The organism is Actinophytocola sp., assembly GCF_036555685.1.
Lineage (GTDB): Bacteria > Actinomycetota > Actinomycetes > Mycobacteriales > Pseudonocardiaceae > Actinophytocola.
Window position 1 is genome coordinate 1 of the sequence record NZ_DATBKY010000306.1, and the last position, 19,724, is coordinate 19,724.

The following is a 19,724-nucleotide window of genomic DNA, read 5'->3' on the forward strand; positions in this document are numbered from 1 at the left end:
GTCGTTGCGCACCCGGGCCTCCGCCTCGACGAGCCAGGGATGGTCCACTTGCGTCACCCACTCCACATCGGACGGTCGGGCCGGCGGGCCGGACGCCGCCCGGAGCGCGGTGATCGCCCGGGCGGCCACGTCCGGCGCCGCGTGGCTGTGCCGTGGTAGCTCCACGGCCGCGACGCCGACGTAGCCGATCTCCGTCAGCGCGGCCAGGGTCGCCGGCAGATTGAGCTCGCCCTCGCCGAACTCAAGATGCTCGTGGACCCCGGTGCGCATGTCGTCCAGCTGCACGTTCACCAGCAGATCCGCGGCGCGGCGCAAGCAGGTGGCCGCGTCGTCGGACTCCACCGCCACGCAGTGGCCGACGTCCAATGTGATGCCGAGCAGTGCCGGCGCGCCCAGCTCTTCGCGGAGCCGCAGCGCCTCGGACAGGTGCTCGACGAACATGCCCGGCTCGGGCTCCATGCCCAGCGGGACGTTCCGCGCGGCCGCCTCCTCCAGCACGGCCGCCACCCCGGCCCGCAGCCGCCGCCACGCGGTCTCGGGCGCCACCGTGGCCGGGCGGATGCCGGACCAGAACGAGACGCAGTCGGCGTTCAGGTCGGCCGCGATGCGCACCGCCCGGTTGAGGAAGTCGATGCGCCGCCCCGGCTCGTCGCAGACGAGCGTGGGGTGGTGCTTGCGGTGCGGGTCGAGCAGGTACCGCGCCCCGGTCTCGACGACGCAGCGCAGCCCGAGGCGGTCCAGCAGGCCCGCGACGTGCTCGGTCTGCTTGACCACGTCGTCGGCGAACGGGTCGAGGTGGTGGTGGTCGAGGGTGAGCGCCACGGAGGTGTATCCGAGATCGGCGATCACGTGCAACGCGTCGTCGAGGCGGTGGTTGGCGAAGCCGTTGGTGCCGTACCCGAGGTGGAAGGTCATGTCGGGCTCACCTTCCGCGACAGCGCGCGGGCCACGGGCAGGGCGGCGGCCACGGCGAGCGCGCCCAGCAGCGAGCCACGGCGGGCGGCGATGGCGGCCTGGAGCGGGACCATGCCGTGGATGCCCGCCATGGTGGCGTGCCGGACCGTCGCGGCGGACGGGTCCTGGCGCGCGGCGTACTGCGCGCGGCCGACGGTCGTGGAGTAGAGCGCGGCCGCGGTCAGCGCCCCGAGGCGGTGCCGGACCGAGTGGGCCCGCCCGCCTGCCGCCGCGGCGGCGGCGAGGGCGGTGCCGGCGAGCGCCGCCTCGGCGGTGGCCGCCGACGCACCGTGCACCTCGCCGCGGGACAGCGCGGTGACGCCGAGCGTGTGCCCGCCGACCGCGGCCGCCGCCGGGAGCGCGGCCCGCGCCCCGCCCGCGCCCATGAGCACGTCGAGCGCCCGGCAGGCGGCCATCGCCACCGGTCCGGCCGGGGTGGCCTTGAGGATCGTGTCGTACGCCCAGACCGCGGCGGCCAGTGGCAGGGCGACTCGCACGGCGTCGCGCCCGCCGGCCGCGGCGGCGAGCCCGACCCCGGCGGCGGTGAGCCCGCCGGCGACGGCCAGCGCCCGCCCCGGCGTGACCCGGCCGGACGGGATGGGTCGCTCGGGCCGCTCGGTGGCGTCGAGCTCGCGGTCGGCCCAGTCGTTGAGCGCCATGCCCGACCAGTAGAACGCCGCCGACGCGAGCGGCAGCAGTGCTCGCCTGCCGCGCAACGGCCGGCCCGCCGCGGCGGCCCCGGCGACCGTGTCGCCGAGGACGGTCAGGGCGGCCGGGGCCCGGACGAGCTGCAGGTACGCCTTCACGGCTCCTGCCTCGCCAGGGACTGCGCCCACGCGGTCAGCAGCTTGGTCTGCTCGGCGAAGCGGTGCTCGTCGCTGCCGATGGGGTCCTTGAAGAAGAACGCCAGCCCGCCGAGCGGACCCGACCGGCCGGCCGCGTGCGCGGCGGCGGTCAGCCGGGCGAGGTCCAGCACCAGCGGCGCCGCGAGCGCGGAGTCCAGGCCCGTCCACGTCAGCTGCAGGCTCATCCGCGCGCCGAGGAAGCCCTCGAACGACACGTGGTCCCACGCGGTCTTCTGCTCGCCCAGGTCGGGCACGTTGTCGATGTGCAGGGGCGCGGTCACCGAGTCGCCGAGCAGGGACGCGAGCCCGCGCGCCTTGGACTCCAGCTTGCCGCGCGCCTGCTCGGGGTCCGCGAGGTTCGCGCCGTCGCCGCCGCCCAGCAGGTTCGTGCCGGCCCACGAGCGGACGCGCAGGGCGCGCGCGGAGAACATCGGCGCGAGAACCGTCCGCAGCAGCGTCTCCCCCGTCTTGCCGTCCGCGCCCGCGTACGGCAGGCCGGCGGACACCGCCAGCTCGTGCAACGCGGGCAGGCGGATCCCGGGCGACGGGGTGAAGTCCACGAACGGGCAGCCGGCGAGCAGCGCGGCATACGCGGCCAGCGAGCTCGGCGGCAGCACGGCCCGCCCCGGCTCGGCGAGCGCGGCGCGCAGCGCCTCGAGCGAGTCGTGCTCGGGCAGGTGGGGCACCGGCGGCTCGGTCGAGGAGACGTTGACGACGACCACGCGCGCGAGCCCGTGCCGCGTGCGGAACTCGGAGATGTCCGCGGCGAGCCGGTGGGCCGCGGCCGAGAGCGGACCGGAGTGCGTCGACGGGTGGTAACCGTCCCGGATGGAAGCGTCGACGCCGCGCAGGCCGGCCGCCACCGCGGCCAGCACGCGGTGCGGGATCAGGCCGGAGTCGGCCAGCTGCTCGGCCCGTTTGTCCAGCGGGGTGCACGCGATGTCGTGGCCGCCCACGACGAGGTTGTCCCAGGACACCAGTCCCAGCTCGGTGAACGGCGGACGCTCGGTGACGCAGCCGGTGGGCTCGATGAGCCCGGCACGCAACGCCAGCAACCCGGTCACGGCGGTTGTGGCCACCGACCCCCGCGCACCGACCAGCCACAATCCGGTCGGTTCATGCGAAACCATGTGTGCGGACCCCTTTCCAGCGAATCAGGTGACACCGGTGGACCGGCGGCGTGGTGCGGGACGCCGCCGGCCCACCGGCCGTCCTCAGGCGCGAGCCACATACCCTCCCAGGCTCGGTGCTGCCGCTCGCGGTCGCACCGCGTCGATCGACTCGCGCGCAAGCTCGCTCATCGAGCGTTCACCGCCTTCGGCAGCTCGCGCGTCCCGTTGATCGAGTCGATCACCGCGTTGCCGTCGCGCTCGAGGACCGAACGGACGTCCGCGTCGGCGACCAGGGTGCGGTCGATCGCGAGCGTCACGAACGTGCCGAGGTAGCGCGCCGCCTTGCCGTCCTTGCCGTTCGCCTCGGCCTTGCGGGCCTTGGCGAGAATCGAGGACAGCTGCTTGTACGCCGAGAGCGACAGCCGGTTGGTCGCCCGGAACCGGTCGACCAGCTGACCGATGTCGCGCATCGACGTCGTCGTCATGAAGGACAGCGTCTGGCTCGTGGTGTTGCCGGCCTTGTCGGTGGCGCTTACCGCGAACCCGTGGTTGCCGAGCGGCAGCTGGTACAGCGCCACCGCGCGACCCGACGTGACCGCCTCGCCGTCGAGCGCACCGGTCACAGTGGACAATCCGGACGTGGTGTCCTCGGCGTGCCAGGACAGCACCACGTCCGTGGCGTCACCGTAGACCCGCCCGTCGGCCACGCCGGCCACCAGCAGGGTCGGCGACGTGCCGTCGATCTTGATGGTCGCGGCCTTGTCCGCCTCGACGTTCCCCGCCTTGTCCGCCGCCCGGTACAGCAGGGTGTGGTCGCCGTCGCCGGTCACGGACACGACGCCGGAGTAGCGGGTCCAGTCGCCGTCGTCGAGCCTGTACTCGATGCGGTCGACGCCCTGGCCAGCGTCGGTCGCCGACAGCTCGACCGGCACGGTGCCCGGATGCCACCCCGACGGGCCGGGGTCGGCGAACGTCGCCGTGGTGACCGGTGCCGCCTCGTCCGCGATCTCCTTGATCTGGATGTCGCGGAAGAAGACGTCGTCACCGTCGCCGTGGTTCTGGATGCCGACGAAGCCCTGGGTGAGGTCCCGCGCGGGATCGGTGCTCACGAAGTCGTTGATCAGCGCTCCGTTGAGGTAGACCTTGATGGTCTGGCCGGCCACGACGATCTCGTAGGTGTTCCACTCACCCGGCGGGTGCAGCGCGGCGTCCCGGGCCGGGATGTCCGCCGACTGGACCGAGTAGATCGAACCGGTGGTCTTCTCGTCCGCGTCCGTCGCGTCGATCTGGATCTCGTAGCCCTGGTTCACCGCCACCCACGGGTCCTCGCCGACGTCCGGGTAGCCCACGAAGACACCGGAGTTGTCATCGCCCGCGACCTTCCAGTCGACCTTCAGGCTGAAGGCGTTGAACTCCTCGTCGAAGGACAGCAGCCCGAGCCCGCCGGTCGACATGATCGTGCAGTCGTCGCGGTGGACGAACGAGCCGGGCCCGGCGTGCTGCCAGTGCCGCAGGCTCGCCTCGGTGCCGTCGAACAGGCTGCGGTAGCCGTCCTCCGGCGCCGTCGGCGTGCACTCCTGCGGACCGCCGCCACCGCCGGCCACGCCGTCGCCCTCGACGTGGATGGCGTCCACATCGAACAGACCGCCGCCGGTGCCCTGGAAGACCAGGTAGAGCGGCCCGGTGCCGCCCGGATCGGTGATCGGCGCCGGGGCGATGTCCACGTAGTTGTCCGGGCTGCCGGTGTTGGCCACCTGGACGGTCTGCACCAGCGGGCCGTCCGGCGCGTTCTTGTGCACCTCGATCGTGCCGCCCGGGCCGCCCGAGGACACCCGGTAGCCGATCGCGTCCACTCCGGTCAGGTTCACCGGGTCGAACTTCAGCCAGTCGCCCGGGTCGATGTAGCCGACCCGCTTGCCGCCCTCGGCGCCGTCGTGGTCGACGACCTGGATGCCGTTCATCTGGGTGAAGAACTCGGCCTGCTTCACCTTCGGCTGCAGTACGGCCTCGTCCTGGCCCGTGAGCGCCGGCGCGCCGGGCGCGCCACCGTCGGTGTAGCTCGCGTGGATCACGCCGAACACGTTCGCGTCCGCGCCGTGGCCCTCGTCGGCCGGTGTCTCGATCGAGCCCTCGCATCCGGTCGCCCGCGACAGCGGGTGCCCGTGGTTGTCGTGGCCGAGGATGTACTCCACGGTCACCTTCGAGCAGTCGATCGTGCCGTCCTCCGGGTCGGTCACGGTGACGTGGAACGGAACCGTGTCGCCGAAGCCGAAGAAGCCGCCGTTCACGGGCGCGTCCAGCTTGACCGCAGGCTCGGTGTTGCCCGCGGTGATCACCACGCTGGCCGCGCCGGTCAGCCCCGTCGTGTCGGTGACCGACAGCTTCGCCGAGTACTGGCCCGGCGTGGCGTAGGTGTGGTCGACCGGTCCGGCCTCCGTGGAGTCGGTGGTGCCGTCCCCGTCGAAGTCCCAGGCGTAGGTCAGCGCGTCACCGTCCGGATCCCGCGTGCCCGCCGGGTCGAAGTGGACGGTCAGCGGCGCCGGCCCGGAGGTCTTGTCCGCCTGCAGCGACACCTCGGGCGTGCGGTGGCCCTTGGTGTAGTCGATCCGGTAGAGCGCGGAGTCCTCCGCGCCGCCGAAGTACCCGCTGCCGTAGTCCAGCACGTACAGCGAGCCGTCCGGACCGAACTCGATGTTCATCGGCCTGGTCAGCGTCATCGAGTCGAAGAACGGCTCGATCGCGCCGCGCTCGCCGCCTCCACCGACCTCGATCGTGTGGATCCAGCCGCGGTCCCACTCGTAGGCGAAGTCCTTGCCGTCGTAGAACTCCGGGAACTTCGTCGGCGAGTCGAGGTTCGGGTCGAAGTGGTACACCGGGCCGCCCATCGGCGACTCGCCGCCGGTGCCGAACTCGGGCACGGACCCACCGTCGTACGGGATCCACGCCGCGATCGCCGGCGGCAGGTCGACCAGGCCGGTGTTGTGCGGGCTCTCGTTCTTCGGCGCCGCGCAGTCGAACGCCTGGCCCGACGCTCCGGTGGCGAAGTCGTAGTCGACGAACGGCTGGTTGTCCCCGATGCAGTAGGGCCACCCGTAGTTGCCCGGCCCCTTCAGCAGGTCGAACTCCACGATCCCGCCCGGACCGCGGGCGGGATCGGCCCCGCCGGCGTCCGGACCGTAGTTGCCGAGGTAGATCCACCCGGTCTGCTTGTCCACCGCGATCCGGAACGGGTTGCGGAAGCCCATCGCGTAGATCTCCGGGCGGGTCTTGTCCGTACCCGGCGGGAACAGGTTGCCCGCCGGGATGGTGTAGCTGCCGTCGTCCTGCACGGTGATCCGCAGGACCTTGCCGCGCAGGTCGTTGGTGTTGCCCGAAGTGCGCTGCGCGTCGAAGGCCGGGTTGCGGTCGGCCCGCTCGTCGATCGGGGTGTAACCGTCCGACTCGAACGGGTCGGTGTCGTCGCCGGTGGACATGACGAGGTTGCCGGCGCCGTCGAAGTCGATCTCACCGCCGACGTGGCAGCAGCGGCCGCGGTCGGTCGCGACCTCCATGATCTTCTGCTCACTCGCCAGGTCCAGCGTGCCGCCGCCGTCGCCGTCGTCGACGAACTTGAACCGGGACAGCTGGTTGTGGCCCTTGAACGGCTCGAAGTCCGCGGCCGTGCCATTGCTCGGCGCGTCCCCGGCCGGCGTGTCCAGCGGCGGCGCGTAGTAGGTGTACACCCAGTGGTTCTCGGCGAAGTGCGGGTCGATCGCGATGCCCTGCAGCCCGTCCTCGTCGTGGTTGTACACCGGGATCGTGGCGGCGAGTGACGTGCTCGCCTGCGGCGTGGTCAGCCACACGCGGCCGTCGCGCGAGGTGTGCAGCACGCGGCGGTCCGGCAGCACGGCCATCGCCATCGGCTCGCCGGTGACCTCCTCGCCCTTGGCCAGCGTGATCTGGTCGAAGTCGGAGTCGGCCGGCGGCTCGGCCGGGCCGGTGTCGGGCGTGCAGTCGGCCGCGTCCAGGCCGGCCGCGTAGCGGATGCCGCCCGCGAGGTGGTCGAGGAACGCCGGGTCGCGGTAGGACTCCGTGGTGTGGCCGCCGCCGGTGTACCAGGACCGGCCGGTGCCCTGCGGGTGGCACCACATGATCGGGTGGTCGCCCATCGCGTCCGGGCCGGCGTCGTAGCTGGTCTCGTCCAGCGACGCCAGCACCTTCACCGCGGTCCGCGGGTTGGTCCGGTAGTTGTACCACTCGTCGGTGCGCGTCCAGTCGTCCGGCAGGTTGGCCGTCGACGGGTGGTCGTGGCTCTCGACGTGCACCTTGGCTTCCTGGATCGCCGGGTGCGACTTGAACCAGGCGCCGACGAGCCGGCCGTACCAGGGCCAGTCGTACTCGGTGTCGGCCGCGGCGTGCACGCCCGCGTAGCCGCCGCCGGCCTCGATGTAGTTCTCGAACGCCGTCTGCTGCGCGGCGTCGAGGACGTCGCCCGTGGTCGACAGGAAGACCACGGCGGAGTAATGGGCGAGGTTCTCGGCGGTGAACGCGTTCGCGTCCTCGGTCGCCTCGACGGCGAAGCCGTGGTCCGCGCCGAGCGCCTGGATGGCGGCGATGCCGGCGGGGATGGAGTCGTGCCGGAAGCCGGCCGTCTTCGAGAACACGAGGACGGTCGGGTCCTCGTGCTGGGCGACCGGCTGTGCCGTCGAGTCCGCCGCGGCGACCCCCATGCCGGTCAGCAATGCCAGTGAGCCGACCGCGAGGCGCTGCCCGAAATGTGCTGCGCCGCGTAGTCCCCGCCGCACCCCAGGTGGTTTTGTCCGGTAACCGTTCGAAATGTGCCCTCGCACTGGTACTTTTCTCCTCGTCTCAGGGAAATCAGGGACCGCGAGAAGGACCTTTCTCCTTTCCGTGTTCGCGGCGCCGCCGGACGTGACGGGTCTGGCGGCGCCGCCTTTTCGTCAGCGGGTGCCGAACAGGTAATCCAGAGCCAGCTGGTCCAGCGCCTCGGCGTGCGCACCCCGCTGCGCCGCCGAAGCGACGTCGAGCTCCTCGGCCCTCAGGTCGGCGAGGCTCTCGCCGGGCGCGAGGGTGGGTTCGGACAGCTGGCCGACGCGGCTGTTCGCCAGTGCGGCAGCCACATCGGGGTCGGCCCGGAAGCGCCGGGCCTTGTCCGCGAGCACCAGGTAGTTGCGCATGCACGCCGCCGCGGAGGCCCAGACACCGGACTCGTCCTCGCTGCGCGCCGGCTTGAAGTCGAAGTGCCGCGGGCCGTCGTAACCGGCCTGTTCCAGCAAATCGACAAGTGCGAACGCGGATTTCACGTCGCCGTTACCGAACCGCAGGTCCTGGTCGTACTTCGCGCCGTTTTGACCGTTCAGGTCGAGGTGGAACAGTTTTCCGTGCCACAACGCCTGCGCATAACCGTGCACCACCGACATTCCGGCCATCTGCTCGTGCCCGACCTCCGGGTTGAGGCCGACACGGTCGGGATCCTCGAGCGTGGAGATGAACGCGATCGCGTGCCCGATGGTCGGCAGCAGGATGTCGCCACGCGGCTCGTTGGGCTTGGGCTCCAGCGCGAACCGGATGTCGTAGCCCTGCTCGCGGACGTACGCGCACAGGATGTTGACCGACTCGGCGTAGCGGTCCAGCGCGGCCCGCACGTCCTTGTTGAACGGCGACTCCGCGCCCTCCCGGCCGCCCCACATGACGTAGGTACGGGCGCCGAGCTCGGCCGCGAGGTCGAGGTTGCGCAGGATCTTCCGCAGCGCGAACCGCCGCACGTCGCGGTCGTTCGCGGTCAGCGCGCCCTCCCGGAACACCGGGTGGGTGAACAGGTTCGTGGTCGCCATCGGCACCACGAGCCCGGTGGAGTCCAGTGCCTTGCGGAAGCTCGCGATCCGGCTCGACCGCTCGGCGTCCGCGGACCCGAACGGGATCACGTCGTCGTCGTGGAAGCTCACGCCCCACGCGCCGAGCTCCGCGAGCTTCTCCACCGCGTACGCCGGGTCCATCGGCTCGCGGGTGGCCACGCCGAACGGGTCCACCCCCTGCCAGCCGACCGTCCACAGCCCGAAGCTGAACCTGTGCTCCGGACGCGGCCGGTAGTCGTTCACGGTATCCATGGTTCGCTCCCGCTCACTGTGTGCCTCCCGGCTGGATGTCGGCCCACGCCGAACCTTCCGCCGCGCTGCGCTCGACGGCCTCGAGCACCCGCTGCACCTGCAGGCCGTCCGCGAAGGACGGGGACGGGTCGACGCCGTCGCCGATCGCGCGGATCAGGTCGACGACCTCGTGGGTGAACGTGTGCTCGTAGCCGAGCAGGTGGCCGGGCGGCCACCACGCGCCGACGTACGGGTGGGTCGGCTCGGTGACGAGGATCCGCCGGAACCCGGCCGCCTCGCCCTCGGTCCCGTCGTAGAACGACAGCTCGTTCATCGACTCGAAGTCGAACGCGATCGAGCCGAGCGAGCCGTTGATCTCCACCCGCATCGCGTTCTTGCGGCCGAGCGCGAACCGCGTGGCCTCGTAGCTCGCCAGCGCCCCGTTCGCGAACCGGCCGAGGAACAGCGCCGCGTCGTCCACCGTGACGTCGTCGAGCTCGCCGGCCTCGGTCGGTCGCTTGTGGACGAACGTGTTCGTCACCGCGGACACCCCGGTGAGCAGGTCGCCCACGAGGTACTGGGTGGCGTCGACGATGTGCGCGCCGAGGTCGCCGAGCGCCCCGGAGCCGGCCTTGTCCTTGCGCAGCCGCCAGACCATCGGCGCCTTCTCGTCCGACAGCCAGTCCTGCAGGTACACCGCGCGGACGTGCCGCACGGTGCCGATCCTGCCGTCGGCCACCAGCCTGCGCGCGTACGCGATGGCCGGCACCCGCCGGTAGTTGAACGCCACCATCGACCGGACGCCGCGGGCGGCGGCCTCGGCCGCCGCCGCCGCCATCTCCTCGGCCTCGGCGACCGTGTTGGCGAGCGGCTTCTCGCACAGCACGTGCTTGCCCGCCGCGAGCGCCGCGATGGCGATCTCCGCGTGCGAGTCGCCCGGCGTGCAGACGTCGACCAGACCGACGTCGTCGGACGCCACGACCTCGCGCCAGTCGGTCGACACGCTCGCCCAGCCGTACCTCGCCGCCGCGGCCTTCGTCCGGGCGAGGTCACGCCCGCCGAGGACGGCGAGGTCCGGAACCATCGGCAGATCGAAGAATCTGTGTGCGTTCCGCCATGCGTGGGAGTGCACCGCTCCCATGAACGCGTGGCCGACCATGCCGATTCCGATCCGGCCCCCGCTGCCCTCAGTCATCGCTCATCCTCCGTGTCCTCCTGCGTGTCCACTGTGAACTCGCACTCCGCTCCGCCCGCTTCGCCTCAGGAGTCGAAGCCGACGTCCAGGTACGAGTCGACGTTCTGCTTGGTCACCACCGCCGAGTAGGTGGTGATGAACGCCGGGATCTCGTGCTCGGCGAAGTCGGCGACACCCTTGTTCTGGCCGAGCAGGCGGGCCAGCGAGACCGCGGTGGACGCCATCGACGGGCTGTAGAGGACGGTCGCCTTGATGACCGTGTTGTCGGCCTTGATGCGGTCCATCATGTCCCGCGAGCCGGCGCCGCCGACCATGATGAACTCGCTGCGGCCGGCCGAGTCGATCGCGGCCATCACGCCGATGCCCTGGTCGTCGTCGTGGTTCCACAGCGCGTCCAGCTTGGACGCACCCTGCAGCAGGTTCGCCGTCTGCTTCTCGCCGGACTCCGCGGTGAACTCGGCCGCGACGCGCGGGCCGACCTTGAACCCGGCCTTCGCCAGCGCGTCCTTGAAGCCTTTGCTGCGCTCCTGGGTCAGCGGCAGCGAGTCGATGCCGGCCACCTCGCCGATGATCGGGCTGGACACGCCCTTGGACTTCATCTGGTCGGCGATGTAGTTACCGGCGTTGACGCCCATGCGGTAGTTGTCGCCGCCGATCCACGTGCGGTACGCGAGCGGGGTGTCGAAGACGCGGTCCAGGTTGATCACGGGGATGTCCTTGTCCATGATCTCCTGGGCGGTGGCGGTCAGCGCCTTGCCGTCGAAGGGCAGGATGACCAGCACGTCGAGGCCGTCGTTGACCAGCGACTCGACCTGCGCGATCTGCTGGTTCACGTCGTTCGTGCCCTCGGTGGCGTTGAACGTGACGTCCTTGAACGCGTCGGCCTGGGCCTTCGCGTTCTTGGTGATCGCCGCGATCCAGCCGTGGTCGGCGGCCGGCGCCGAGAAGCCGATCGTGACCTCCTTGCCGGGCTGGGCGTTGTCGGCCCCACCGGCGGCGACCTGCTGCTCGTTGCCGGCGTTGGCCGGCTCGTTGGAGGTGCAGCCGACGACGAGCGCGCCCGCGCCGAGCGCGGAGGCGCCGAGGAGGAACCGGCGGCGGGCCAGGAACGGGCTCTGGGACATGGGTACTCCCTTGTACTGTCTGAAGTGGAGGAAAGGGCGGGGGTGTGTTGGTAGCGCTAGGTTTTTCGGGTGCGGGTGGTGGACGACTGGAGCAGCACCGCGGCGACGATGATCGCGCCCTTGGCGATGTTCTGGATGTCGGTCTCGAGGTTGTTCTGGGTGAAGATGCTGTTGACCACGGTGAAGATCAGCACGCCGATGAGCGTGCCGATCAGCGTGCCGCGGCCACCGGACAGCAAGGTGCCGCCGATGACGACCGCGGCGATCGCGTCCAGCTCGTAGAACTGCCCGTTGGTCGACGCGCCCGATGTGGTGCGGGCGACGACCATGAGCGCGGCGATCCCACAGCACAGGCCGGCTAGCGCGTACACGTACGCGGTGTGCCGCTTGACGTTGATGCCGGCCAGGCGAGCGGCCTCGGCGTTGCCGCCGACCGCGAACGTGCGCCGGCCGAACGTGGTGCGGTTGAGCACCACCCAGCCGATCACGTACACCACGGCGAGCATCCAGATCAGCACCGGGATGCCCAGCAGGTCGCCGCGGAAGAACTCGAGGAACCCCTGCACGGTCACGACCTGGGTGCGCCGCTCGGAGAGCCGCTCGGCCAGGCCGCGCGCGGACGCGTACATGGCGAGCGTCGCGATGAACGGCACCACCCGGCCGTACGCGATCAGCAGGCCGTTGATCAGCCCGGCGCCGAGCCCGACCGCGAGCCCGCAGAGCACCATGATCCACGGGCCGTAGGACTGGGTCGCGAGCGTGGTCATCCAGACGCTGGCGAGCGCCACCATCGAGCCGACGGACAGGTCGATGCCGCCGGAGATGATCACGAACGTCATGCCGACGCTGACCACGCCGATCGCCGCCGCGAGGCGCAGCATCGTGGAGATGTTGCTCTCGGACAGGAACGTCTGCGGCGCGGTGACGTAGCCGACCACGCACAGCGCGATCAGCACGCCTATCAGGATCGCCAGCCGGATGTCCATCCGCAGCCCGCTGGGCGTGCGCACCCCGCCGGTCGGACCGGTCTGGACCGGCTCCGGCACGGTTTCGTCTACAGAGGACCGCTCCTCCACGTCGCTCACGCCATCACCTCGCTGCCTTCCATGACCATGTCGAGCACGGCCGCCTCCGTGAGCTCGCTCGCCGGCGCCTCGGTGAGCAGGCGGCCCTCACGCATCACCAGCACCCGGTCGGACAGACCGAGCACCTCCGGAACCTCGCTGGACACGAGCACCACCGCCACCCCCGCGGACGCGAGCTCGTGGATCAGCCGGTACAGCTCGGCCCGCGCCCCGACGTCGACGCCGCGGGTCGGCTCGTCCAGCAACAGCACCTTGCAGTCGCGAACCAGCCAGCGGGCCACGACGGCCTTCTGCTGGTTGCCGCCGGACAGCGTGCGCACCACCCGGCGCGGGTCGGCCGGGCGCAGGTCGAGCCGCTCGAGCGTGGCCCGCGAGTCGCGCAGCTCGCGGCCGCGGTCGGAGAAGCCGGCGGTGCTGTACTCCGGCAGGCTCGCGAGCGTCACGTTGTCGGCCACCGACTGGTCCAGCAGCAGCCCCTGACTCTTGCGCTCCTCCGGCGCGAGCCCGACCCCGGCCGCCACCGCGGCCGGCACGCTGCCCGCACGCAGCCGCTTGCCGTTGACCCACACCGAGCCGGCGTCGGCCTTGCGCGCGCCGAACACCGTCTCCAGCACCTCGCTGCGCCCGGCGCCGACCAGGCCCGCGAGGCCGACGATCTCCCCGGCGTGCACCGTGAAGCTGACGTCGGCGAACTCGCTGCCGCGGGTCAGGCCCTCGACGCGCAGCACCTCGTTCGTCTCGTCCACGGTGGACACCTCCCTCTTCGGGAAGACCGTCTCCACCATCCGGCCGGACATCAGGTTCACGAGCTCGCTCGTCGACGTCGTGCGCGCGTCGAGACCGGCGGCGACCGTGCGGCCGTCCTTGAGCACGGTCACCCGGTGCCCGATGCGGCGGATCTCCTCCAGCCGGTGGGAGATGTAGACGACCGCGACGCCCTCGGTGGTGAGCTCGTGGACGATGCGGAACAGGTTGTCGACCTCGTCGGCGGCGAGCGCGGCGGTGGGCTCGTCCATGATGATCAGCCGGGCGTCGTGCACGAGCGCGCGGGCCATCGACACGAGCTGCTGGCCGGCCGCGGACAGCAGTGCGACCTCGCGGCCCGGCGGGATCTCCGGGTGGCCGAGCCGGCGCATCAGCGCGCGGGCCTCGTTGCGCATCCGGCGCCGCTGCGGGAAGCCGAACACCGCGTGCTCGTGGCCGAGGAAGATGTTCTCCGCCACCGTGATGCCGTCGACCAGGTCGAGCTCCTGGTACATCGTGGCGATGCCGAGGTTGAGCGCGGCGTTCGGCGAGCCGAACGTCGTGGGCTTGTCGCGCCAGCGGATCACGCCGCCGTCCGGCTGGTGCGCGCCGGAGAGCACCTTGATCAAGGTCGACTTCCCGGCGCCGTTCTGACCGAGCAGGCAGTGCACCTCGCCGGCGCGGACCTCGAGATCCACCCCGTCGAGCGCGCGCACCCCGGGGAAGGTCTTGACGATGCCGGACATCGTCAGCAGTACCTCGGCGTTCGGGTCGGGTTCGCCCGGCGCCGATGACTCGCTCGCGGGCTCGCTCATGCGGGCGCCTCCTCATCGTCGACGTTCGGTTGTCCGGCGGGCACGACGGTCGGGTCGTCGAGGACCCGGCGCAGCGCCGCGAGCGCGCCGCCGGCGGTGGCCGCGGTGAAGCCGAGCCCGGAGGCGACGATGCGCGCGCCGCCCGCGCCCGGGGCCAGCACGTTCGCCACGACCTCGTTGCGGATCGGCTCGACGAGCCACTCGGGCAGCGCCGCGAAGTAGCCGCCGAGCACGACGACGGCCGGGTTGAGCAGGTTGACCAGGATCGAGACGCCGTGCCCGAGCTCGGTGCCGATCTGGTGCAGCGCCTCGAGCGTGCGCCGGTCGCGCTGCTCGGCGCGGGAGCGGACGATGCGCATGCGCTGGTCGAGGTCGAGCGTGGGGTCGCGGACCGGGTCGTCGGGATCGGCGCACGCGTGCAGCAGCGCGCCGAGGCCGACCTGGGTCTCCCAGCAGCCGCGCCGGCCGCACGAGCAGTACGGGCCGAGCGGGTCCATGGCCATGTGCCCGATCTCGCCGGCGAAGCCGATCGAGCCGCGGATGAGCTTGCCGCCGGCGATCACGCCGCCGCCGATGCCGAAGTCGCCGGTGAGGTAGACGAGGTCGTCGACGGCCCCGCCCATCCTGGCGAGCTCGGCCTCCGCGCCGAGGTTGGCGTCGTTGTCGACCGCGATCCGGTCCAGCGCCAGTCCGGTGCGCGCGGCGAGTCCGTCGGCGACCGCGACGTCGCGCCAGCGCAGCCGGGGCGCGAACGTGACGATGCCGGCACCCCGGTCGACGAGGCCCGGCACGGAGACGGTGGCGCCGGCCGGCGGCCCGACGGCGCCCTTGACCTCGGCGAGCGCGGTGTCGGCGAGCTCGGCGAGCTGGTCGATCGCACGCTCGGGTCCGATGCCCGGCACGTCGCAGGCGACCCGGCGGTGGAAGAGCAGCTCGCCCGACAGGTCGGTGACGGCCGCGCCGACGTGCCCGACGTGCACGTCCAGCCCGAGGCCGCACACGCTGGTCGGCCGCAGGTCGACGAGCTGGCCGGGGCGGCCCTGGCCGCCCGCCGAGACGCCGGCGGAGTGCACGAGCCCGCGCAGCTCGAGGTCTGTGACGAGGCTCGAGACGGTGGCCTTGGACAGGCCGGAGCGGACCGCGAGCTGGGCCCGGGACAGCGCGCCGTGCTCGCGGAGGGTGCGCACCAGAAGTGCGAGGTTCCCTCGGCGCAGACCGGCTTGGTCCGCGGGGCGGCTCTGGCCCACCGTCGGCACTCCACTTCGTTGAGGCTCCGATCGAAAGTCGGTGCGCTGACTCACATAGGAGCGTCCCGTAGCGCCACTTCTCGTCGCAATACCCCGTTTGGCGCAACATCTGGATCGATCTTTTGACTCCAACCATCAAAAGTAGTGCTGATTCAACACGAAGCCGAGCACCAGGAGAGGGAGAGCGGGTCGGCGAGGGCGCGCCGGAGAGAGAGGAAGGGAGAGCAGGAGCGAGAGAGCGGACCACCGCTCAACAGACAGCTGAGGGACCGCGACAGCCGACCACCACTCGACAGCAGCCAAGACACCCGACCACCACTCGACAGCTACCTAAGGGGACCGCGACGCAACTCAGCCACAGAAACGCGCCCCAACCCGCACCATCCGCTGGAACGCAACCAACACTTCTAATCCCGGGGAGGCGGCACAGCGAAGGCGCGGTCGGTGGCGGACCAGGCCGCGCCCGTGACGCCGGCCAGCTCGCCCAGCTCCGAGAGCACGATCGGCAGGTTGCCCGTGGCAAGCGGCAGCGACCGGCGGTAGACCGAGCTGCGCACCTCGGCCAGCAGCGGGTGCCCGAGGCGGGACACGCCGCCGCCGATCACGACCATGCCCGGGTTCAGGAAGCTCACCAGCGACGCGACCACGTGGCCGAGCCGCCGCCCGCCCTCGCGCACCAGGTTCGCCGCGGCGAAGTCGCCGGCCACCGCCGCCTCGCCGACGTCCTGCGCGGTCAGCTTGCCCTGCTGCTCGAGCGCCTCCGCGAGCATCGTCGACCGGCCGCTCCGCGCGAGGGTCAGCGCGTCGCGGGCCAGGGCCGCGCCGCCGAAGTACGCCTCCAGGCAGCCGACCTCACCGCACGCGCACGCCGGGCCGTAGTCGTCGAGACGGATGTGCCCGATGTCGCCCGCGGTGCCGGCCACCCCGCGGTAGACCCGGCCGCCGAGCACGATGCCGCAGCCGATGCCGGTGCCGACCTTGACGAAGATGAGGTCGTCGAGCGAGCGGGCCACGCCGGCGTGCCGCTCGCCGAGGGCCATCACGTTCACGTCGTTGTCCACGGTCACCGGGCAGCCCCACTTGCCGGCGAGCTCGTCGCGCACGGGGTAGCGGTCCCAGCCGGGCATGATCGGCGGCGCGACCGGCATGCCGTCGCGGAAGCTGACCGGACCGGGCAGGCCGATGCCCGCGCCGATGAGCCGGCCGGGTGCCTTGTCCCGCACGCGGTGCACGAGGTCGACGACGCGGCCGAGCACCGGGACCGGGCCGAGCCGCACGTCGCAGTCCTCGCTCTCGCTCGAGAGCACCTCGCAGCGTCCGTCGGTGATCGCGACGTTGACCGACGTGGCCCCGACGTCCGCGGCCACGAACCGCAGGTCGTCGGCGAGGTGCACGAGCGTGGAGCGCCGGCCGCCGCGGCTGGCCGCCGGGCCGCCGATCTCCACCAGGCCGGTGTCCACGAGCCGGGTCAGCTCGCCGGTCAGCTTCGCCCGCGGCAGCTCGAGCCGCTCGCCGAGCGCGACGCGGGACATCGGCCCCTCGTCCCGCAGCAGGGCCAGCAACCTGGACTGTTGGCGGGAGCGGACGCCCGGCTGCTGGCCGGCATTCGATGCGGTCATGAGCGGACTCCTCGCCGATGTCTCTTCGCCCAATTTAGCCTCCGCGCACAGAGGACGGCCGTAGACTTCGGCGCCCGCGCCCCAGTCCCCACCTGGCCGCGGTGTGAATCGATCAACCCGGACATCCTTGGAGATGCGCATGGCGGCGAAGTTCGAGATCTACAACGACGCGAAAGGCGAGTTCCGCTTCCGGCTGAAGGCCGGCAACGGCGAGATCGTGGCGACGGGCGAGGGCTACCAGACCAAGTCCGGCGTGATCAACGGCGTCGACGCGGTCAAGCGCGCCGCCGCCGAGGCCGAGATCGACGACAAGACCGGCGAGAAGGCCAACGCCTGATCTCACTTGCCTGATTTTCACCCCGACGGGGGCTTTACCTGCTCGCCCGGCAGGTGAGGCCCCCGTCGTCGGCCGCGCGGAGGGTCGGCGTTCGCGAAGTCGACCTTGCCCCTAGGCTTGCCTTCGTGCGTCACGCAACCGTCAGGTTCGTTCCCGCCTTCGTCGTGTCGCTGTGTGCCCTGGTCGTCGCGGCTCTGGTGGCCGCACCGGGCGCGTCCGCCGGGCAGCGGGCCGGCCGCAAGGCCCAGCCGCAGACCCAGGACCAGCGGGCCGCCTGCGAGGCCCGCCAGCTACCGCCCGCACCCATCGACACCTCGGAGGAACCGCCACCCGGGGAAGCCAGTCCGGAACCACTGCCGGTTCCCGAGGACCCGGTCGGGGGACCACAGATGGGTAACTGCGGCATCATCCGGCCACCGGACGCACCCACCCCACCCGGTGGCATCAGCGCCGCCACGTGGGCCATCACCGACCTCGACAGCGGCGACGTGCTGGCCGCGAAGGACCCGCACGCGCGCGAGCGGCCCGCCTCCCTGATCAAGAGCCTGCTGGCCATCGTGGTGATCAAGGAACTGCGCCCGGACATGAAGGTGCGCGGCACCCAGGAGGACGCGAACCAGGAGGGCACGAAGGTCGGCGTCGGTCCCGGCGGCGTCTACACGGTCGACCAGCTGCTGCACGCGCTGATCATGCGTTCGGGCAACGACGCGGCGTGGGCGCTCGCTCGCACCCTCGGCGGCGAGGACGCCGCGCTGGAGAAGATGAACGCGCTCGCGCAGGAGCTCGGCGCGCTCGACACCCGCGCGGCCACCCCGTCCGGCCTCGACGGCCCCGGCATGACGACCTCCTCCTACGACCAGAGCCTGATCTTCCGCGCGGCCATGAAGTACGACGAGTACGCCGACGCCGCGTCGACCGAGTCCATCCAGTTCCCCGGCTACAAGGGCCACCCGGGCTTCCAGGTCAACAACGACAACAAGCTGCTCGGTGTCTACCCCGGCTTCCTCGGCGGCAAGACCGGCTTCACCGACGACGCCCGGCACACGTACGTGGGGGGCGCCGACCACGACGGCAAGCGGCTCGCCGTGGTGCTGCTGCGCGGCGAGCGCAACCCCGGACCGCTGGCCGAGCAGGCGAGCAAGCTGCTCGACTACGGCTTCAAGCTGGCCGCCAAGGGCGTCAAGCCGGTCGGTGAGCTCGTCGACCGCGCGCCGGACGCGCAGCCCAAGCAGAACGCGAGCCAGGGCGAGGAGGTCGTCGGCAACCCGGAGAGCGGGTCGACGGGCGCCCTGCCGGCGCAGGCCCAGCGCTCCGCGTTCGGCAACGTCGGACTGCCGCTCGTCGTGCTCGCCGGCGTGGCCGCACTGGCCACGTTGGCCATGTGGTTCCGGCGGCGGCGCGCCCGCATCGCCCGCGCGAACCGCGGCAACTCCGCCCAGATCTAGGTGTGCCGTCCACGGATGTCTGACCAGCGCTGACCAGCGCTGACTAGCGCGCCCGGCGGCGCCTGCCCCAAAGCAGGCCGAAGAGCGCGCCCGCGCCCAGCAGCCCCGCCGCGTCGCGCGCGCGTGGCACGTTGCGCACCACCATGGCCGGGCGGATCACCGCCGGCGGCGGTGGTTCCGGCGCGGCCGCGCGCACGTTCTCCACGGCGGTGGCCGTCCACGCGGTGATGAACAGCAGGTACCGCGCGACGAGGTTCGCGAACACCAGCAGGCCGATGATCGGTCCGAAAAGCGTGCCGGCCGGCGAGGTGAGCACGCTCTCCAGGAAGATCGTGGCGACCTGCTTGAGGATCTCGAAGCCGATCGCGGCGGCGATCGCGCCGCGCACGGCCGAGCGCACGCTGACCTTCTCGCGCGGCAGGCGCGAGATGACCCAGAGGAACACCACCCAGTTCGCGAAGAGCGACAGCACGATCGTCCCGGCACGCAACAGGAACACCGCCCACGCGTCGTGCTCGAGGCCCAGCGCGTCCAACAGGTCCTGACCCAGCGAGCTGCCGACCGCGGTGATCCCGAACGAGATCGCCAGCGCCACACCCAGACCCAGCAACGAAAGCAGGTCCGAGCGCATCCGGCGCAGGAACGGCACCTGCTTGTGCTCCAGCCCCCACTGCGCGGTCAGGGCGTCGCGCAGGTTGCTCATCCAGCCGAGCCCGGAGTAGAAGGCGGTCAGCAGACCGATGATCCCGACCGTGCTGCGCGACTTGATCGCCTCGTCGATGAGGTCGTTGATCACCTTGTCGAGCCCGGCCGGCACGGCGTCGGTGATGCTCTCCTTGAGGTTGTGCAGCTGCACGGGGTCGTTCGCCAGCACGAACCCCATGACCGCGAAGCCGATCATCAACAGCGGGAACAGCGACAGCACGCTGAAGTACGTGATCGCGGCCGCGTAGTGGTTGCCGTACCGCTCGTTGAACGCGTTGTACGCGCGCACCAGGTGGTCCAGCCACGGCCGCCGCCGACGTTGCCTGGCGAGCCAGGACTCCTTTTCCGCCACAGTTTCCGCCACAGTTGAACGCTAACCGTGTCGGCCGTCACACGCAGGGCGAAACGCCT

General features: G+C 71.6%; 14 protein-coding genes. 2 read left to right on the forward strand and 12 right to left on the reverse strand.

Features of this window, described 5'->3' with window-relative positions; all coding sequences use genetic code 11:
* From VH969_RS32075 to VH969_RS32125, 11 genes are all read right to left on the reverse strand, one after another.
* The coding region (locus VH969_RS32075; RefSeq protein WP_331981196.1) for a sugar phosphate isomerase/epimerase family protein at positions 1-915 on the reverse strand (915 nt) is incomplete at its 3' end.
* Positions 912-1,760 (reverse strand): SCO3242 family prenyltransferase, encoded by an 849-nt coding sequence (locus VH969_RS32080; protein ID WP_331981199.1) that lies wholly within the window; start codon positions 1,758-1,760, stop codon positions 912-914. The genes VH969_RS32080 and VH969_RS32075, both read right to left, overlap by 4 nt.
* Positions 1,757-2,929 (reverse strand): inositol-3-phosphate synthase, encoded by a 1,173-nt coding sequence (locus VH969_RS32085; protein ID WP_331981201.1) that lies wholly within the window; start codon positions 2,927-2,929, stop codon positions 1,757-1,759. The genes VH969_RS32080 and VH969_RS32085 overlap by 4 nt, the downstream gene beginning before the upstream one ends.
* 167 nt (positions 2,930-3,096) lie before the next feature.
* Complete coding sequence (locus tag VH969_RS32090; protein ID WP_331981204.1) at positions 3,097-7,620, reverse strand: ThuA domain-containing protein; 4,524 nt, start codon at positions 7,618-7,620, stop codon at positions 3,097-3,099.
* Positions 7,621-7,851: 231 nt separating this feature from the next.
* Positions 7,852-9,018: a xylose isomerase gene (gene xylA, locus VH969_RS32095; protein ID WP_331981207.1), complete on the reverse strand. Its 1,167-nt coding sequence runs from the start codon at positions 9,016-9,018 to the stop codon at positions 7,852-7,854.
* Between the two features lie 13 nt (positions 9,019-9,031).
* Positions 9,032-10,192, reverse strand: coding sequence for a Gfo/Idh/MocA family protein (locus tag VH969_RS32100; protein ID WP_331981210.1), 1,161 nt, complete (start codon positions 10,190-10,192; stop codon positions 9,032-9,034).
* A 65-nt stretch (positions 10,193-10,257) separates the two neighbouring features.
* The gene (locus tag VH969_RS32105; protein WP_331981213.1) at positions 10,258-11,316 is read right to left on the reverse strand and encodes a substrate-binding domain-containing protein; all 1,059 of its coding nucleotides are present in this window, start codon (positions 11,314-11,316) and stop codon (positions 10,258-10,260) included.
* Positions 11,317-11,372: 56 nt separating this feature from the next.
* The gene (locus tag VH969_RS32110; protein WP_331981395.1) at positions 11,373-12,302 is read right to left on the reverse strand and encodes an ABC transporter permease; all 930 of its coding nucleotides are present in this window, start codon (positions 12,300-12,302) and stop codon (positions 11,373-11,375) included.
* Between the two features lie 95 nt (positions 12,303-12,397).
* Positions 12,398-13,960 (reverse strand): sugar ABC transporter ATP-binding protein, encoded by a 1,563-nt coding sequence (locus VH969_RS32115; RefSeq protein ID WP_331981216.1) that lies wholly within the window; start codon positions 13,958-13,960, stop codon positions 12,398-12,400.
* Positions 13,957-15,147 carry an ROK family protein gene (locus tag VH969_RS32120; protein WP_331981219.1) on the reverse strand — a complete coding sequence of 397 codons (1,191 nt, stop codon included), beginning with the start codon at positions 15,145-15,147 and terminating at the stop codon, positions 13,957-13,959. The genes VH969_RS32115 and VH969_RS32120 overlap by 4 nt, the downstream gene beginning before the upstream one ends.
* A 467-nt stretch (positions 15,148-15,614) precedes the next feature.
* Complete coding sequence (locus VH969_RS32125) at positions 15,615-16,826, reverse strand: ROK family transcriptional regulator (protein WP_331981222.1); 1,212 nt, start codon at positions 16,824-16,826, stop codon at positions 15,615-15,617.
* Positions 16,827-16,965: 139 nt separating this feature from the next.
* Here VH969_RS32125 and VH969_RS32130 point away from each other — a divergent pair, with 139 nt between their 5' ends.
* Positions 16,966-17,163, forward strand: a complete 198-nt coding sequence (locus VH969_RS32130) for a YegP family protein (RefSeq protein WP_331981225.1) — start codon at positions 16,966-16,968, stop codon at positions 17,161-17,163.
* A gap of 125 nt (positions 17,164-17,288) precedes the next feature.
* Positions 17,289-18,608, forward strand: a complete 1,320-nt coding sequence (locus VH969_RS32135) for a D-alanyl-D-alanine carboxypeptidase family protein (protein WP_331981228.1) — start codon at positions 17,289-17,291, stop codon at positions 18,606-18,608.
* A 43-nt stretch (positions 18,609-18,651) separates the two neighbouring features.
* Here the strand turns inward: VH969_RS32135 and yhjD are convergent, their stop codons facing one another.
* Positions 18,652-19,677: an inner membrane protein YhjD gene (gene yhjD, locus VH969_RS32140; RefSeq protein WP_331981231.1), complete on the reverse strand. Its 1,026-nt coding sequence runs from the start codon at positions 19,675-19,677 to the stop codon at positions 18,652-18,654.
* Between the last annotated feature and the right edge of the window lie 47 nt (positions 19,678-19,724).

Coding starts and splice junctions, on each gene's coding strand:
- VH969_RS32090 (WP_331981204.1), bottom strand. CDS start 7,620: ATGGGGGTCGCCGCGGCGGACTCGACGGCACAGCCGGTCGCCCAGCAC.
- VH969_RS32110 (WP_331981395.1), bottom strand. CDS start 12,302: ATGGACATCCGGCTGGCGATCCTGATAGGCGTGCTGATCGCGCTGTGC.
- VH969_RS32105 (WP_331981213.1), bottom strand. CDS start 11,316: ATGTCCCAGAGCCCGTTCCTGGCCCGCCGCCGGTTCCTCCTCGGCGCC.
- VH969_RS32130 (WP_331981225.1), top strand. CDS start 16,966: ATGGCGGCGAAGTTCGAGATCTACAACGACGCGAAAGGCGAGTTCCGC.
- VH969_RS32125 (WP_331981222.1), bottom strand. CDS start 16,826: ATGACCGCATCGAATGCCGGCCAGCAGCCGGGCGTCCGCTCCCGCCAA.
- VH969_RS32100 (WP_331981210.1), bottom strand. CDS start 10,192: ATGACTGAGGGCAGCGGGGGCCGGATCGGAATCGGCATGGTCGGCCAC.
- VH969_RS32115 (WP_331981216.1), bottom strand. CDS start 13,960: ATGAGCGAGCCCGCGAGCGAGTCATCGGCGCCGGGCGAACCCGACCCG.
- xylA (WP_331981207.1), bottom strand. CDS start 9,018: ATGGATACCGTGAACGACTACCGGCCGCGTCCGGAGCACAGGTTCAGC.
- VH969_RS32085 (WP_331981201.1), bottom strand. CDS start 2,929: ATGGTTTCGCATGAACCGACCGGATTGTGGCTGGTCGGTGCGCGGGGG.